A 15,528-nucleotide genomic window follows, 5' to 3' on the forward strand; every position below is an offset into this window, starting at 1 on the left:
ATGCGCTGGCTGCCGATGCCCAGGCCAAGGCCAGCCTCGGTGCGCAGGCCCAGGCCAGCCAGGCGACGGTGCGCCGGGCTGCGGCGCTGTTCGAGGACCAGGTCGTGGTGGCCGAGACCCTCGATGCGCCCTGGCCTGCCTTCTACGAGCAGGTCAGTGCCCTGATGGGCGAAACCTACCGCCTCAACGATGCAGTGATCGCCCACCTGCAGCAGCAGTTGCAGGCACGCCTGGGCGAGCACCGCCTGCACATGCTGGCGCTGGTCGCGGCGCTGGCCATCGTGTTCCTGTCGATCCTCTACCTCTACAGCGGTTTCTATGTGTCGACCCGGCGTACCCTCGGCAACCTCGGTGCGGCCATGGACAGGGTGGCCGTTGGCGACATGACGGTCAGCTTCGAGGTGCGCAGCCAGGATGAGCTGGGCGAGTTGGGCCAGGGTTTCAATGAGACCGTGCGGCGCATCCGCGTGCTGATCGAGCAGGTGGGGCGTACCGTGGCGACCGTCGAGGAGCAGGCCGGGCAGGTGCTTTCGGTGTCGACACGCAGCAACCAGGCCGTGAGTGGCCAGCGCGAACAGATCGAGCAGGTGGCCACGGCGATGAACCAGATGAGCGCCACCGCCCTAGAGGTGGCCCGCAGCGCGGCGCTGGCCGCCGATGGCGCGCAGCAGGTCAACCGCGAGAGTGCCAACGGGCGCAGCCTGGTGGCGCACCAGCAGGACAGCATTGCTCGCCTGGCCGGCGAGATCGACCAGACGGTGGTTGCGGTCAACCAGCTGGTCGGCGACAGCCAGGCCATCGGCCGGGTGCTGGAAGTGATCCGCAGCATTGCCGAGCAGACCAACCTGCTGGCACTGAACGCAGCCATCGAGGCGGCGCGTGCGGGCGAGCAGGGCAGGGGCTTTGCCGTGGTTGCCGATGAAGTACGTACCCTTGCACGCCGCACCCAGGACTCCACCGAGGAGATCGCGCAGATGATCCAGCGCCTGCAGGAAGGGGTTGGTGCTGCCGTGCGAGCCATGGGCAGCAGCCACCAGATGGCGGCGGGTACCGTGGATGAAGCGCGGCAGGTGCAGCAGGCGCTGGCCAATATCCTGGGCGCGGTGGGCGGTATCGTCGAGCAGAACCAGCAGATCGCCGCGGCCGTCGAGCAGCAGACGGCCGTGGCCCATGACATCGACCAGAACATCGTGGCGATCAACCGCGCAGCGCAGGACACCACGCAGGGCGCCTGCCAGACGGAGGACGCCAGCCGCGCGCTGTCGAGCCAGGTAGTGGAGCTGAAGCGGCTGATCGGGGCCTTTAGAGTCTAGATGGCCCCTGTCAGCCCTGCGGCGCTGTGATCTCCACGGGTTTGCGCAGATCCCTCAGGCTGCGGGTCACGGTGCCGGTGTTGCACTTGGCCGCCGCCTGCTCCGGGGTCATGTCGCGGATGGTGCGGTAGAACAGTTCGCAGGTCTGTTTTTTCTGGGTCACCTGCCACTTGGCCGAGCAGGCCTCCAGTGTCAGCTTGGCGTCCGCCTGCGGGTTGCGGCCCATGCCGGCCTGCCAGCAGGCGGCGGTCAGGTCCTGGCCCATCATCTTCAGGCCTGCGGCGTCCGCCTTGTCCTGATCCCCGCCGGTGTTGTTCTTGTCGGCCGCATACCAGATCGCGCTCGGGTGGTTGGAGCCCAGCACCGGCACTTGGGTGCCCGCTTCCGGGCTGATGCTGACCAGCCCCAGCACATTGACCTTCGGCCCGTACTGCTGCTGGATCCAGCTGCGCACCGGTGCGCCGAAAGCCACCATCGGCAGGGGCTTGGCGTCGTGGCGCAGGGTCATCTCCTTGACCATGCGCGTCTGATAGTCGGCGAAGTAGCTGTAGGTGCCTTCCAGGTCCTTGCCGGCGCTGGCGGGCGCAGCGATCGGGGCGATGTCGACGATGGTCTGGTAGGCCGGGGTCTGGCTGGCCTCGACACCGTTGAAGGTCAGCAGCTGCGCCCAGCGATCGGTGGTGTTGGAGCGCAGGTAGTCCTGGGCCTGGGTCAGCGAATAATCCGGCGGGAAGTGCAGCAGCTCGATGCTGCGGCGATTTTCCAGGGCCATGCCCAGTGGCAGGAACAGGTACCAGTCGTAGGCCCACTTGCCATCGTTGTTCAGACGGGTAGCGCCCTGGTAGGCCAGTTCGCCGCTGTCGAGTAGCTTGCGCAACGGCTCGGCATAGCTGGCTGGAACGGCGCTGATATGGGCATGCAGCCTGTCGTTGTCGCGACGCACCTGCACCTGGGCGTCGGCATAGCCGTCGCGGCGTACGCTCTGGGTCAGGTAGTGCTCGACGGTCTGCTCCAGCGTCCAGTCGCGAAAGCAGATCACGTGGCAGTTGTTGGGGAAGGCGAACAAGCGGGTGACCCGTTGCGCATCGCCCAGGTCGATCTGTGCATCCGCCAGTGCCAGGCCGCTGAAGGCGAGGGCGGCCAGGCCCGATACAGCCATCTTTTGCATGCTTAACTCCTTGTCAGTGGCCGCCAGGGTCGGCGGGCTGCTCATACTGGATGAAGAGGTGGGGGATGAAAAGCGTCGGAACATGGCTGTTGGCGACGTCGCTTCTGGCGATGACAGGGGTCTGCGCCGATGAGCGTGATGTGCGGATGTTCGCGAATTGGGCGGGGGACCACGAGACCCGCGCGTTTCGCCAGATGCTGGTGGATGCGCGGCTGTACGGGGTGGTGCCGATCCATCAGTTGCTGCGTTCGGCATCGGACTGGCGTCTGTGCCGCGCCTCGCCGTTCGCCGTGGCGCCGAGCGCGCAATGGCCGACCGTGCGCTCGACCCTGGCACTGATCCGCACCCTCGAGCAGCAGGGCATCCTGCGCCAGTTCGAGGTGGTGTCCGCCTACCGCGAGCCCAAGCTCAACGCCTGTGCCGGGGGCGCAGTGGGCAGCGCCCATACCCGCGCCTTCGCTGTCGACCTGTTGCTGCCCGACTGGGCCGATCCCAATCCGCTGTGCACCTTTTGGCAGCAGCAGGGACAGGCTTGGAACATGGGGCTGGGGCGCTATCCGTCAGGCCGTATCCATCTCGATACCGCGGGCTATCGCACCTGGGGTGGCGACGGCAGTGCGGGGTCGTCGTTCTGTGCCAGGCCCAGGTGATCGAGGCTGCCCTGGCACTGGTGCAAGACCCATTCGGCGAAGCGCTGGCGCTTGCTGTCATCGTCCAGGGGCTGGGGGCTGAGCAGATGATAGGCCGAGCCGTCGCGCAGAAACCCGTAGGGCGCCTGCAACTGGCCGCTGCGTAGTTCATCGCCAACCATCAGCGCCGAGGCGATGGCCATGCCCAGCCCGGCACTGGCGGCCTGGATCGACAGATAGAAATGCTCGTAGTCGCTGCGTTCTGTGCCGGTGGCGCTGTGGCCGCTCAGGCTCAGCCAGGTGTTCCACGCTGTGGTGCGGGTGTGGCTGTGCAGCAGGCGCTGGCCGTCGAGCGTGGCGGGCGCGCCCGCGCGGGCGACAGGGCCGATCCATTCCTCGCAGATCATCAGGCTGTGCAGTTGGCGATCCCAGCGGAAGTCGTCTCGGCGCAAAGCCAGGTCGATACCGCCGCGGGTGAAGTCGACCGGGCCGCCCGCGGCCACCAGGTGCAGTTGCAGGTCCGGCTGGTGGGCATGGAAGTCCGGCAGGCGCGGGATCAGCCAGCGCATGGCGAGGGTGGGCTCGCACGACAGCACCAGGACGTTGTCCTGTGCGTGTTCCTGCAGGCGCTGCACCGTGCTGGCGAGCTGTTCGAAAATCGTTTGGGTGGTGTCGAAGAGGGTTCGCCCGGCCGCGGTGAGGAAGACTGCGCGGTTGCGGCGCTCGAACAGTTCGATCCCCAGGCCCTCTTCGAGCAGACGGACCTGGCGGCTGACCGCGCCATGGGTGACGTGCAGTTGCTCGGCGGCGCGCACGAAGCTTTCGCTGCGCGCAGCGCTGTCGAAGTAGCGCAGGGCGGTGAGGTGGGGGAGTTTCATGGGGCGTTCGCTGTCTGTTCTGGGCTGCAGTAGTGGGAAGACGCCATGCGCGACAAAAGCTAGGTGATGAAAACTAGCAGATAGAGTAGCGGCAAAATCGATTTTTTCCCGCATCAGCGCCTTCGATAATCGTGATTACTGTGTTCTGACGTCACCTATCGAGGCTTCTCGCATGACCGAACTGATCGCCATTGCCCTGTTCACCCTCCTGGCTGTCATCAGCCCCGGCGCGGACTTCGCCATGGTCACCCGCAGCAGTTATGCACAAGGGCGTCGAGCTGGGCTGGCGGCAGCTTTGGGGATCGCCCTGGGGGTTCAGGTGCACGTGCTGTACACATTGTTCGGCATCGCTGTGCTCATCAGCCGCAGCCCGACGCTGTTCGTGCTGATGAAAACGCTGGGGGCGGGGTATCTGGTCTATCTGGGATACCGGTCGCTGACCAATACCCAACGCATCCGTCTCGACAGCCAGGAGCCGGTCAGTGCGGCGGGCACATTCGCGGCCCTGCGCACGGGGTTTCTCACCAACGCACTGAACCCCAAGACCATGCTGTTCGTGATCAGCGCCTACACGCAGGTGGTAAAGCCGGGCAGCGGACTGGCGATAAATCTGGCCTATGGTGCCTTCATGTCGTTGGCCCATTGGGCGTGGTTCAGCCTGGTGGCGGTGTTTTTCTCCAGCGCCGGGCTGCGCAAGGCGATGATCGAACGACAGGTCGTGGTGGATCGGGTGATCGGAGTGGCATTGATTGGCCTGGGGGTGGCCGTCGCCATGGCGGGAATACGCTGAAGGGGATTCTCGAGGGCAAAGAAAAAGGGCTTACCTTGCGGTAAGCCCTTTTCGTATTTGGTGGCTACACAGGGACTTGAACCCCGGACCCCAGCATTATGAATGCTATGCTCTAACCAACTGAGCTATGTAGCCAATGGCGCGCATTATTCTCTTGTGATGACCCTCTGTCAACACTCATTTCAAAAAAAATCTGCACGCTTTCAAAAACTTAGCCGGAAGGCCCGCTTCAGCGGACGATCAGCCACTGCCCGAGCAGGTTGTTGACCCGCAGTTGTTGGGCGGCGGCGAGGCTGTCGAGGGTTTCGCCTGCGCGGTCGAGGTTGAAATCACCGCTGATGCGCCGATAAGCGGTTTGCTCGTCCATCATCCACACCCGCTGCCCTTGGTAGCTGGCAAGCCGCTCCAGCACCTGCTGCAAGGGCATGTCCCGGGCGGCCAGTTGCCCGTTGCGCCAGGCATCGGCCGTCTTGATGTCGGCCTTTTCCACCGCGTCGATACGCACCGGGTTGAACCTGACCCGCTCGCCCGCCGACACCATGCGCTGGTCGCCGCCCTGGCTGACCATGGCCTTGCCGCTGAGCACCACCAGTTCGTCGTAGTCGCTGTGGCGAGCGATCATCAGGCGGGTGCCGAACACCTGGATCCGTGCATCGTCCACGTGCACTTCCAGCGCGCGCCCATCAAGCATCACTTCAAGGTACACCTGGCCCTGCACCAACTGCAGTTGGCGGGTGCGGCTGCGCAGGTCGACGTTCATGGCGCTGGCGCTGTCCAGATGCAGGGTCGAACCGTCCGCCAGGCGCAGGCTACGGCGCTCGCCCGCAGCGGTGTGCAATTCGCTGCCCAGGCGCTGCATCAATGGCCAGTAGAGATAGACGAGCGCGGCCAGCAGCAAAAGGAACAACGCCCCCAGCGCCTTGCCCCAGTGACTGCGACGTACCGCCACCTCCCGTGGCCGCAGCCGCGCAGGCGGGCTCTGCAATTGTTGCCAGCGGCTTTCCAGCGCCGCAAAAGCGCGGGCATTGTCCGGATCCTGGCACCACAGGGCGAAGGCCTTGCGCTGCCGCTCATCACCGCCCGGCTGGCGCAGGCGGGCGAACCATTCCAGTGCTTCGCGTTGGGGATCGTGATCGAACTGCACGGCGGGCATCGGGTTCATGGGATCGGTGTGCTCGCGAAAAGGGCGGTTTGGCCCTGTATCTACGGGGGAATTGGTTGAGGATGCTAAATATAGTGAGAACCATTTGCAAGTGTGTGAGCGATGGGTGGTGTTGTGGTTTAAGCGTCTTTGCGCTTTTACAGGCATGTCTTTCAAGGTGTTCGCATCTGATTGCGTGAGGGCTGAGAGGTGCTTGCCTGAAGCTTTTCAGCGCCTGTGAGATCGAGCGCCGCCCGCGCGGCGCTTCGCGGGTAACCCGCTCCTACATTTGTTTCGGGCCACTTATGCCTGTGCCACAGGCGCGCGACCGCCTGGTGTGTACGACTCGGTACCGCGCCTGCGCCAAAGGGGGTCGCGCGAAAATGCCACAGGACTCATTGGCCCGAAACAAATGTAGGAGCGGGTTTACCCGCGAAGCGCCGCGGGGGCGGCGCTCGATCTCACAGGCACTAAAAAACTTTCGACGAGCACTCCTGGACCAAAGCCAACATCCAGCACAGAAAAAACAAATTAAGGGTGGCTTCGTATCGAGATGTTTCTAATAATCGGATCCCAACCTGAGCACGGATGTCGAGCCCATGGCCATCAGCAGTACCTCGTCCAGCTCCGCGACCAGCAGCGCAACGCCGACTTCCGGCAGCAGCCCGCTGGTGATGCGGATCATCACCTTCTGCGCACTTGCACACCTGATCAACGACCTGATCCAGTCGGTGTTGCCGGCGATCTATCCGATGCTCAAGGCCAACTACGACCTGAGCTTCGCCCAGATCGGCCTGATCACCCTGACTTTCCAGGTCACCGCCTCGCTGCTGCAGCCATGGGTCGGTTTCTATACCGACAAGCGGCCGACGCCGAACCTGCTGCCGCTGGGCACGCTGTGTACCTTGGTGGGTATCGTCATGCTGGCGTTCGTCGGCAGCTTCCCGATGATCCTGCTGGCCTCGGCGCTGGTGGGGATCGGCTCTTCGACCTTCCACCCGGAAACCTCGCGCATCGCCCGCCTGGCCTCCGGCGGACGCTTCGGCCTGGCGCAGTCGACCTTCCAGGTGGGGGGCAACGCCGGCTCGGCCTTCGGCCCGCTGCTGGCGGCGGCGATCGTCATCCCGTTCGGTCAGACCCACGTCGCCTGGTTCGGCCTGGCGGCGTTGTTCTTCTTCGGTGTGACCTTGCTGCTGCGCCGCTGGTACAAGGATCACCTCAACCAGTTCAAGGCGCGCAAGGCCGGTGCCGCCACCCATGGCCTGTCGCGCCAGCGAGTGCTCGCCGCGCTGATCGTGCTGGGACTGCTGGTGTTCTCCAAGTACTTCTACATGGCCAGCTTCACCAGCTACTTCACGTTCTACCTGATCGAGAAGTTCGACCTGTCGGTGGCCAGCTCGCAACTGCACCTGTTCCTGTTCCTCGGTGCGGTGGCGGCGGGCACCTTCTTCGGTGGGCCGATCGGTGACCGCATCGGGCGCAAGGCGGTGATCTGGTTCTCGATCCTGGGCGTGGCACCGTTCACCCTGGCGCTGCCCTACGCCGATCTGTTCTGGACCACGGTGCTGAGCCTGGTGATCGGCTTCATCCTCGCCTCGGCGTTCTCGGCGATCGTGGTATATGCCCAGGAGCTGGTGCCGGGGAACGTCGGCATGATCGCGGGCATTTTCTTCGGGCTGATGTTCGGCTTCGGTGGCATCGGCGCGGCGCTGCTGGGCTATCTGGCGGACCTGCGCGGGATCGAGTACGTATATGGGCTGTGCTCGTTCCTGCCGCTGTTCGGCTTGCTGGCGGTGTTCCTGCCTTCCACCGGCAAGCGTTGAGACACCAGGGCGCGTGTTGCGCCCCTTTCACGGGTTCGTCCGCGAAAGGGGCCGCCCAGTTGACTGAACGATCAGCCCTGGCCTAGAGTGCCGCCTCCTTCATTTTTCCCTGCGATCCCAGCAATGCGCCGCCCACACCCCCTCAGCCACACATGCCTGCCTGTCCCCCCGACAGCGCGTCGCGCGTGGCCGAGCGACACGGTGCTCAAGCGCCGGCGCAGCGTCCTGTTCGCCTTCACCTTCTCGCCACACACCACGCACTGAACTGATCTGCGCCCCTGTCTGCTGCGCCGCCTCGGCGTGGCCGTGGGCGCCTGCGTTTGCACGTCTTTTTCAGTTGTCTGGAGTGGTACATGAACATGCGTTTGCTGGCGGGCCTTCTGTTCGCCGTGTCGGTGGTGGGCTTCAGCCTGGGGGCCAGCCTGCCGCTGGTGTCGTTGCGTCTGCACGAGGCGGGGGCTGGCACCCTGGAAATCGGCATCGTCTCGGCCATTCCCGCTGCGGGCATGATGCTTTCGGCGTTCATGGTCGACGCCTGCTGCCGGCTCCTCACCCGGCGCACCATCTACCTGTTGTGCTTCAGTCTCTGTGCCCTGAGCATCGGCCTGCTGGAGTGGTCGTTCGCGTCGATCTGGCTGCTGGCGCTGCTGCGCCTGGCGCTAGGGGTCGGCATGGGCATCGCGATCATCCTGGGCGAGTCGTGGGTCAACGAACTGTGCCCGGAGCACAACCGCGGCAAGATCATGGCCCTGTACGCCACCAGTTTCACAGGCTTCCAGGTACTGGGCCCGGCGATGCTGGCGCTGGTCGGTGCCAACAGCCCCTGGGTGACGGGGGTGGTCACCGCCTGCTATGGCTTGGCGTTGCTATGCATCCTGTTCACGGTGCCGAACGATCATGTCGAGCATGGCGAGGAAGACGACAAGAGCTTCACCCTGGGCGGCTTCTTCCGTGTTGCCCCGGCCCTGTGCGTGGCGGTGCTGTTCTTCTCGTTCTTCGACGCCGTGGTGCTGTCGTTGTTGCCGGTGTATGCCACCAGCCATGGCTTTGCAATAGGCGTGGCCGCGCTGATGGTGACAGTGGTGTTCGCTGGCGACATGCTGTTCCAGCTGCCGCTGGGTTGGCTGGCGGACCGGGTGGAGCGCACCGGGCTGCACCTGGTGTGTGGGCTGGTGGCGATGGCGATCGGTATTGCACTGCCGTGGCTGCTGCAGATGACCTGGCTGCTGTGGCCGTTGCTGGTGGTGCTGGGGGCGGTGGCCGGGGGGATCTATACCTTGGCGCTGGTGCTGATCGGGCAGCGCTTCAAGGGCAAGGACCTGGTGACGGCCAATGCGAGTGTCGGCTTGTTGTGGGGTGTAGGTAGCCTGGTCGGGCCGCTGGTCAGCGGTGCGGCAATGGACGTCGCGCCGCATGGGTTGCCCATGGCGCTGGCGGTGATGGCAGGGTTGTTCGTGTGCTTTGCACGGCAGGCGTGGCGGCGGGCCGGGCGGGTTTGCGTGGAAGTCAGCCCGGGCCAGTGAGGGTTCTTCGCGGGCAAGTCAGGACGCCGAACCGCCGCTCCCACAGACGCTGTGGACAGCAGCGGTATCTCCGTGGGAGAGGGCCTGTGGGGCGCCGAACCGCCGCTGCGACTGGCTTGCGAACAGACCCATTCAGTCCGGGAAGGTCAGAAGCTGCCGCGCAAGGTCACCGACACATTGCGCGGATCGCCCCAGTAGTAGCCGGTCGGTGTCGGTGCCACCTGGCGGTAGTACTGCTTGTCGAAGATGTTGTTGGCGTTGACCTGCAACGAATAGTGGTCGTTGAAGCGGTAGTGGACCATCGCGTTGTACACCGCATACCCCGACTGCGTGGCGACCGCAGTGCCGCTGCGGTTGTAGATGTCGCTCTGGGCCTGCACGCCACCGCCAATGGTCCAGGCGTCCAGTTCACCCGGCAGGCGGTAGCTGGTGAACAGCCGCAGCATGCGCTTGGGGTCGGTGGTGCGAATCGCATTGCCGGTGTTGCTGGTGGTGTCCTTCAGGTACTCGGTGGTGTTGTAGGTGTAGCCACCGGTCACGTTCCAGCCCGGCAGCACTTCGCCGGAAATCTCCAGTTCGAAGCCCTGGCTGCGGTTCTTGCCAGCCGCAACCTTGCAGTAGCCACTGGTGTAGTTCGGTGGGCAGGGATTTGGCCCGCTGATGTCGTCCAGCGGGTTGCCGACCTGATAGATGCGGAAGAACGCCAGCGAGGTGTTCAGCCGCCCGTCATAGAACTCGCCCTTGATGCCAGTCTCGTAGGCCTCGCCGGTGACCGGCGCGAGCACCGAGCCAGTGGCGTCGGTGGCGGTCTGCGGGTTGAAGATCTCGGTATAGCTGGCGTAGGTGCTGAAGTTGTCGTTGAGGTCATAGATCAGCGCCGCGTAGGGCACCACTTCGTTGTCGACGCTGAACTTGCCGTTGGAGCGGGTGTTGTTTTCCTGCTCATAGTCGTACCAGTTGGTGCGTGCGCCGATGATCGCGGTGAGCGGGTCGGCCAGGGAAATGCGCCAGGTGGCGTAGGCACCTTCCTGGGTGGTACGGGTGCGCACCGGGTGGGCGAGGATGTCGATAGACGGGTTGGCCAGGCTGGTCTTGGGGTCCCAGTTGCGGATGTCGAACACCCCCGACTGAACGTAGTTGGTGGCCGAGGCGTAGGAATCGTTGCGGATACGCTCGACGCCCAGCATCAGCTCGTGGGTACGACCCAGCAGGTCGAACGGGCCATTGAGGGTCGCGCTCAGGTTGTTTTGCAGGCTCTCGCCGCCATCACCTTCGGTGACCTGGTAGCTCATCAGGTACGGATTGTTGGTGGGGTTGGCGGCGCCGGTGGCGCGGGTGAAGTAGGTCTGCTTGAAACCATCGTCGGCCAATTCGAAGTGGGTGCGCTGGGCCATCAGCTTGAGCTTCCAGTCGTTGTCGAAACGATGTTCGAGCTCGGCGAAGGTCTGCAGGTTGCTGCGGTTCCAGCGGTTCCAGTCGGCACCCAGGTAGGTGCTGCGGCCAAACGGCAGCGGCGAGCCGTCGTAGTTGGCGGGCAGGTTGCCCCATGCGCCGGTGGCGTCGAGCTTGGTCCATTCAAGGCCGGTGGTCAGGGTGGTGCTGTCGTTCAGGTCGAAGGCCAGTACGCCGTACAGCACGTCCCTGCGTTCCTGGCGCGACTCCTGGAAGTGGTCCTTGTCGTCGTGCACGGCGATGATCCGCCCACGCACGTTGCTGGTTTCGGTCAATGGCCCGGAGATATCGGCGACATAGCGCTGGGCGTTCCAGGTGCCTAGGGTAATGCTGCCGCTGCCCTGGTATTGGTAGGTCGGGCGCTTGCGCACCAGGTTCACCGTGCCCGAAGGGTTGCCCGCCCCGCGCAGCATGCCGGTGGCCCCACGCAGGATCTCGGCGCGGTCGATGATTGCCGAGTCGCTCTGGATGAACGAGCCACCGCCGCTGCTCTGCACCACGGTGGCGCCGTCGTACTGGATGGCGTCGATCGAATAGCCGCGCGAGTAATACTGCACGCGCTCGCTGTCGGTCAGGTTGACCACTACCCCGGGCGTCTGTTCGAGCAGGTTGGTGAGGTTGGTGATGTTCTGGTCGTCGATGCGCTGGCGGGTGACCACGGTCACCGACTGCGGGGTGCGACGGATGCTTTGCGGAGTCTTGCCGATGGTCACCGCGCCGGTGGTGTAGGAGCCGGTGTTCTCGGTGGTCTCGCCCAGGCGATCGCTGGAGATGCTGGTGGCGCCAAGCTCGAGTGCATCACCGACGTCCAGCGCCGGGATCAGCATGAAGCTCTTGTCGCTCTGTTGCTGGACTTGCACGTTGCTGCCCTGCAGCAGGATCGACAGGGCCTGGGCGCTGTCGTAGCTGCCCTGCACGCCGCGGGTAGTCTTGCCCTGGAGACTGTTCGCATCGAACGACAGGTTCAGGCCGCCCTGGCGGGCCATCTGGTCCAGCGCTGGGGCCAACGGGCCTGCCGGGATGTTCCAGGCGATCTGCTGGTTCTGGCTGGCCGGGGCGGCGAGGGCTTGGGCGGAGAGTGCAGCAGTGACCAAGCCCAGACCGAAGGCAGCGGCGTGGATGGCGCTGCGCAGGCTGTCGTTGCGGGGGGAACACGGGCGAATCATGAAACGCTCCTGAAGGTTGGGGAGACCACTTTTCGGGCTTTGTTCCTTCAGGCCGAACGAGAATGAGATTCCACCTCATTTATTTTCATGACACAGGGTGACTGGCCAAACGCCCGGGGATCAGGCCAGGTCGATGCTCACCCAGTAGCGCGTGCGGTAGTCGATGCGTACCGGCAAACTTCGTGCGATCAACAGCAGGATCTGATCGGTGTCTGCCAGGTGATAAGTCCCGGAAACCTTCAGCCCGGCGACTTCCGGTGCGCACCTGAGCAGCCCCGGCCGATACCGCGAAAGTTCGGCCACGAACTCGCCCAACGGCATCTGCTGCACGCTGAGCACGCCATCGGTCCAGCCCCACGGGTCGCCATGCAGGGCCGCCACCTCGGTTTGCCCCGAGGCACTCACCTGCAGCACCTCGCCGGTCTTCACCCACCGTGGGCGAGCGGAGGAGGGGAACAGCAGTACCTCGCCACGGCGAACCGCCAGCAGCAGGCCGTCGTCGTTCTCGCGCAGCAGCAACTGGCCGTTGCGGGTGTCCATGTCGGCGATGGCCGTGTCGATGTGAAAGGTGCGGTTGTCGCTGGCATTGCTGTCCAGGCTGACTTCGCCGCGAATCAGTGTCAGCAGGCGCTGGTCGGCGCTGTAGCGCAGGTCGATGGCGCTGGCGGTGTTGAGCTGGATCCGGCTGCCGTCGCTGCCTTGCAAGTCGCGGCGCTCGCCGGTCGCGGTGCGGCTGTCGGCCATCAGCGCTGGCAGGCCCAGGGGCTCGCGCGCAGTCCAGAGAGCCCCGCCGGCAACGGCGAATGCGACCAACAGCTTGAGGTTGTTGCGCCGGCTCATACGTTGGCGCTGGCTGCCCTCGAGGGTGCGCCGGCTCAGGTCAGGAGGCAGGCCGGCCAGTTCGTTGCCCAGGCTGTTGACCCGCTGCCAGGCCAGGGCGTTGTGCGGATGGCTGTGCAGCCAGTGCTGGAATTGCTGCTGATGGTGTGCCGATGGATCGTCGAAGCGCAGTTTCACCAGCCAGTCGATCGCCTCATCGACCTGGGCCTGGGCTGGGATGCGCTCAGGCGTCGGCATAGCGCAACCGATAGCAGGTGCCCAGCGCCCGGGCCAGGTCGCGCTCGACCGTGGCCCGGGACACTTCCAGGTGCGCGGCGATCTGCGGGATGCTCAGGCCATCGAGCTGGGCCAGCAGGAACGCCTGGCGCACCCGCGGCTTGAGCAGTTGCAGGGCGCGGTCGAGGCGTTCGAGGGTGTCGAGGATCACCAGGCGATGCTCCTCGCTGGGCGCTTCGCCTTCGGGCAGGCAGGCCAGGCTTTCCTGATAGGCGCGTTCCAGTGCACGGCGCCGGAACTGATCGATCATCAGCCCGCGGGCGACGCTGCTGAGGTAGGCGCGCGGCTCTTTCAGCGGCGAAACCTGACGCGCGCGCAGCAGGCGTACGAAGGTGTCCTGGGCGAGGTCCGCGGCATGTTCCCGGCAGCCGACCCGTGCCCGCAACCAGCCGCGCAGCCACGCGTGGTGAGCCTGGTAGAGCAGATCGACTTCGGCAGGCTTGAGCATGTCGTTCATCTGCATCGTGGCTGCGGCCCTGGTTGCGAAGAAGTGAGGAGGTGACTGTGAATAGTTCTCAATTCTATGCGGGGCAATGCTGTCGGAGCAATGGCATACCAGGAATTTGTCGCGCAAGATTCGGCGATCTTGCGATGAACGGTTGGTCTAACATGGGGCTTTCAGCTCATTCCACGGGTAACGTGCCATGATCCATGCCGATCTCTCGCCGCACGCCTATCAGCAGGCGATCGACTTCCTCAGCGGGCTGGACCCGGACTGGGCCCGGCATATCGCCGCGGTCGGGCCGTGCCTGCACCGCGCTACGCCTGGGCGTGAGCCGTTCGAGGCGTTGGTGCGGGCGGTGGCGTACCAGCAACTGCATGCCCGGGCGGCCGAGGCGATACTCGGGCGCTTGCTGGCGTTGTATCCGCAGGTGGCGTTTCCTGCGCCCGAGCAGTTGCTCGCCACTGACCCCGAGGTGTTGCGTGGCTGTGGCTTCTCGGCGAGCAAGCTGGCGAGCATCCTGCACATCGCTCAGGCTCGGCTCGAAGGGGCAGTGCCCGGGCGCGAAGAGGCGCTGGCGATGAAGGACGAAGCGCTGATCGAGCGCCTGGTGGCCTTGCGTGGCGTGGGGCGCTGGACGGTGGAGATGTTGCTGATCTATAGCCTCGAGCGGTCGGACATCCTGCCGGTGGATGACTTCGGGGTGCGCGAGGGATACCGTCGCCTGAAGGGTTTGGAGAAGGCACCGACGCCGGCGCAGATGCGCTCGCTGGGCGGGGTCTGGAGCCCTTATCGGACGGTGGCGGCCTGGTATCTGTGGCGGGCTTGAGGCGGGGCCTTTTCGCGGGCAAGGGTGTGCTGGCTCTTGTAGGAGCGGGCTTGCCCGCGAAAAGGCCGGCACAAAATAACCCCGCAAGAACCGGAGAGCCCAGCCCAACAGAACCTGCCACGCTGACAACCAATCACCCCAGAGGCCCCGCCCATGCCAGCCACCCCGTACAACACCGATGCAGCCCGCTGGCAGGCCGTCCAGGCCCGCGATCCAGAAGCTGCCGGTCACTTCGTCTATGCCGTGCGCACCACGGGCATTTATTGCCAGCCAGGCTGCAAGTCGCGCATGGCCAAGCGCGAAAACGTCGAGTTCTTCGATGATGCCGTCGCTGCCGAAGCCGCCGGCTACCGCCCGTGCAAACGCTGCATGGCAACCCTCGCCGACCCTGGCGCCAAGCGTACCGCGCTGGTCGCGCGTGCCTGCCGGCTGATCGAATCCCACGACAGCGCGCCTCAACTCGAGCAGCTGGGTGCTGAACTGGGTGTCAGCCCCTTCCACCTGCACCGCTTGTTCAAGGCCGAAACCGGCCTCACACCCAAGGCCTATGCCTCGGCCTTTCGTGCCCGACGCTTGCGTGAAGGGCTGGAGCAGGCCGGCAGCGTCACCGACGCGATCTACGACGCAGGCTACAACTCCAACAGTCGCTTCTATGCCAGCGCGGGCCAGCGCCTGGGCATGCAGCCGCGTGAGTACCGGGCCGGCGGCGTGGGCGCGACCATTCGTTTTGCCCTTGGCCAGTGCTTTCTCGGGGCGATCCTGGTGGCGCAAAGCGAGCGCGGCATCTGCGCGATCCTGCTCGGCGATGACCCGCAAACGCTGCTCGAACAGTTGCAGGACCAGTTCCCCAAGGCCCATTTCATCGGTGGTGATCCTGCTTTCGAGCGCCTGGTTGCCGAGGTGGTGGGTTTTGTCGAGCAGCCGTCGCTGGGGCTGCAACTGCCCCTCGATGTACAGGGCACCGCGTTCCAGGAGCGTGTCTGGCAGGCGCTGCGCGAGGTACCGGCGGGCGGCCGGGTCAGCTACAGCGATATCGCCGAGCGTATCGGCGCACCCAAGGCGGTGCGTGCCGTAGCCCTGGCCTGCGCAGCCAACCGCATTGCCGTGGCAATTCCCTGCCACCGAGTGGTACGGCGTGACGGCGATATCAGTGGCTATCGCTGGGGCGTGGAACGCAAGCGTCAGTTGCTGGCGCGAGAAACGGTCATCACCTGATCGCCGCGGCAGCGTAGAATCCTCCGCCTGTCGAGCTGTATAG

The 15,528-nt window shown here is 65.0% G+C and carries 12 protein-coding genes, 1 tRNA gene and 2 pseudogenes; 8 read left to right on the top strand and 7 right to left on the bottom strand.

Going from position 1 to position 15,528, the window contains the following annotated elements; genetic code table 11:
• Positions 1-251: 251 nt before the first annotated feature.
• Both ACTYOL_RS04185 and ACTYOL_RS04190 read left to right on the top strand, forming a co-directional pair.
• Positions 252-455: pseudogene (locus ACTYOL_RS04185) on the top strand (HAMP domain-containing protein); the annotation flags it as partial.
• A gap of 342 nt (positions 456-797) precedes the next feature.
• Positions 798-1,313: pseudogene (locus ACTYOL_RS04190) on the top strand (methyl-accepting chemotaxis protein); the annotation flags it as partial.
• 10 nt (positions 1,314-1,323) lie between these two features.
• Here the strand turns inward: ACTYOL_RS04190 and ACTYOL_RS04195 are convergent.
• Positions 1,324-2,481 (bottom strand): hypothetical protein, encoded by a 1,158-nt coding sequence (locus ACTYOL_RS04195; protein ID WP_153772605.1) that lies wholly within the window; start codon positions 2,479-2,481, stop codon positions 1,324-1,326.
• 65 nt (positions 2,482-2,546) lie between these two features.
• Between ACTYOL_RS04195 and ACTYOL_RS04200 the strand changes: the two genes are divergently transcribed.
• Entirely contained in the window at positions 2,547-3,131 is a 585-nt protein-coding gene (locus tag ACTYOL_RS04200) for a D-Ala-D-Ala carboxypeptidase family metallohydrolase (RefSeq protein ID WP_200602667.1), read from the top strand.
• Here ACTYOL_RS04200 and ACTYOL_RS04205 read toward each other — a convergent pair.
• Positions 3,071-3,988, bottom strand: a complete 918-nt coding sequence (locus ACTYOL_RS04205; RefSeq protein WP_153772604.1) for a LysR substrate-binding domain-containing protein — start codon at positions 3,986-3,988, stop codon at positions 3,071-3,073. The two genes, ACTYOL_RS04200 and ACTYOL_RS04205, sit on opposite strands and share 61 nt — an antisense overlap.
• Before the next feature lie 172 nt (positions 3,989-4,160).
• Between ACTYOL_RS04205 and ACTYOL_RS04210 the strand changes: the two genes are divergently transcribed.
• Positions 4,161-4,778, top strand: a complete 618-nt coding sequence (locus ACTYOL_RS04210; RefSeq protein ID WP_153772603.1) for a LysE family translocator — start codon at positions 4,161-4,163, stop codon at positions 4,776-4,778.
• 58 nt (positions 4,779-4,836) lie between these two features.
• Here ACTYOL_RS04210 and ACTYOL_RS04215 read toward each other — a convergent pair.
• Together ACTYOL_RS04215 and ACTYOL_RS04220 are read right to left on the bottom strand one after the other, a co-directional pair.
• Positions 4,837-4,913: transfer RNA gene (locus ACTYOL_RS04215), tRNA-Met, on the bottom strand.
• A gap of 94 nt (positions 4,914-5,007) precedes the next feature.
• Complete coding sequence (locus tag ACTYOL_RS04220) at positions 5,008-5,940, bottom strand: FecR family protein (RefSeq protein WP_197892600.1); 933 nt, start codon at positions 5,938-5,940, stop codon at positions 5,008-5,010.
• Positions 5,941-6,518: 578 nt separating this feature from the next.
• On the opposite strand from ACTYOL_RS04220, the gene ACTYOL_RS04225 reads away from it, so the two are divergent.
• Positions 6,519-7,742 carry an MFS transporter gene (locus ACTYOL_RS04225; RefSeq protein ID WP_065864907.1) on the top strand — a complete coding sequence of 408 codons (1,224 nt, stop codon included), beginning with the start codon at positions 6,519-6,521 and terminating at the stop codon, positions 7,740-7,742.
• 353 nt (positions 7,743-8,095) lie between these two features.
• Positions 8,096-9,265, top strand: coding sequence for an MFS transporter (locus ACTYOL_RS04230; RefSeq protein WP_153772601.1), 1,170 nt, complete (start codon positions 8,096-8,098; stop codon positions 9,263-9,265).
• Between the two features lie 146 nt (positions 9,266-9,411).
• Here ACTYOL_RS04230 and ACTYOL_RS04235 read toward each other — a convergent pair whose 3' ends face one another.
• The 3 genes from ACTYOL_RS04235 to ACTYOL_RS04245 form a co-directional block, all read right to left on the bottom strand.
• Entirely contained in the window at positions 9,412-11,883 is a 2,472-nt protein-coding gene (locus ACTYOL_RS04235; protein ID WP_444757574.1) for a TonB-dependent siderophore receptor, read from the bottom strand.
• Between the two features lie 120 nt (positions 11,884-12,003).
• Positions 12,004-12,960 (bottom strand): FecR domain-containing protein, encoded by a 957-nt coding sequence (locus tag ACTYOL_RS04240; protein WP_153772599.1) that lies wholly within the window; start codon positions 12,958-12,960, stop codon positions 12,004-12,006.
• Positions 12,947-13,462: a sigma-70 family RNA polymerase sigma factor gene (locus ACTYOL_RS04245; RefSeq protein WP_063542868.1), complete on the bottom strand. Its 516-nt coding sequence runs from the start codon at positions 13,460-13,462 to the stop codon at positions 12,947-12,949. Before ACTYOL_RS04245 ends, ACTYOL_RS04240 begins: the two co-directional genes overlap by 14 nt.
• 181 nt (positions 13,463-13,643) lie before the next feature.
• Between ACTYOL_RS04245 and ACTYOL_RS04250 the strand changes: the two genes are divergently transcribed.
• Positions 13,644-14,270, top strand: coding sequence for a DNA-3-methyladenine glycosylase family protein (locus ACTYOL_RS04250; protein WP_054895229.1), 627 nt, complete (start codon positions 13,644-13,646; stop codon positions 14,268-14,270).
• Positions 14,271-14,423: 153 nt separating this feature from the next.
• A complete protein-coding gene (ada, locus tag ACTYOL_RS04255) occupies positions 14,424-15,485 on the top strand; it encodes a bifunctional DNA-binding transcriptional regulator/O6-methylguanine-DNA methyltransferase Ada (protein WP_444757575.1) in 1,062 nt (353 codons plus the stop codon).
• Positions 15,486-15,528 lie beyond the last annotated feature (43 nt).

The sequence above is a fragment of the Pseudomonas sp. A014 genome (assembly GCF_052378495.1).
Lineage (GTDB): Bacteria > Pseudomonadota > Gammaproteobacteria > Pseudomonadales > Pseudomonadaceae > Aquipseudomonas > Aquipseudomonas machongensis.